Source organism: Mesorhizobium sp. M2A.F.Ca.ET.039.01.1.1 (assembly GCF_003998035.1).
Classification (GTDB): domain Bacteria; phylum Pseudomonadota; class Alphaproteobacteria; order Rhizobiales; family Rhizobiaceae; genus Mesorhizobium.
In genome coordinates this window covers 1-649 of the sequence record NZ_RZRY01001404.1, presented here as the reverse complement: position 1 = coordinate 649, position 649 = coordinate 1, and the positions used below count along the sequence as shown (strand labels likewise).

Sequence of the window (649 nt, the reverse complement as noted above, 5' to 3'; positions counted from 1 at the left end):
GGCGTGAAGGATCTGCGATGGTCGCCGGAGGCATCGCCTTCGCTCGCATCCGGACCATTCCCGTGTCATGTCGCCTTTGTAGTGGACCGCCTGCTTTTGCGGTCAACCCCCGTTGGGGGTACGCTCGGCAAAAATTCAGGAAAATTCGATTTCGGTTTTTGTTGCGGGCCAGGCACTTTCCTTCCCGCAAGCGGGGCCCTTTGAAAGTGCGGCCCGCTGTCTGCGGCAAATAGAATTTTCCAGAATTTGTGCCGAGTGACCGCAGCAGGACGGCCCCCTTCTTTGGCGCCATCGGGAATGGTCCCGATGCAACCGAAGGAGAAGTACCATGGCCACCACGATCGCAAACCTCACCGCCAAGGCCGACGGCTCGATGGAAGGCGTGTTCGCCACGCTGCGGGTCAACGCCCCGATCACCCTGATCCCGAACGCCAACAAAACCCGCGAGGATGCTCCCGACTACCGCATCGTCAACAAGCGCACGGGCTTCGAGATCGGAGCCGGCTGGCACCGCATCTCCCAGCGTTCGGGCGAGGAATACCTCTCGGTCAAGCTGGAAGCCCCCGAGATCGGCGTGATTTTCGGCAACCTCGCTCCCGCCCCCGGCGGCGACGAGAACAAGAAGGTGATCCTCTGGAACAACCCGCAG

General features: G+C 61.5%; 1 protein-coding gene. It reads left to right on the top strand.

All coding sequences use genetic code 11. The features are described from left to right. Window positions 1-328: 328 nt before the first annotated feature. The coding region (locus EOA24_RS40135; RefSeq protein ID WP_085462449.1) for a DUF736 family protein at window positions 329-649 on the top strand (321 nt) is incomplete at its 3' end.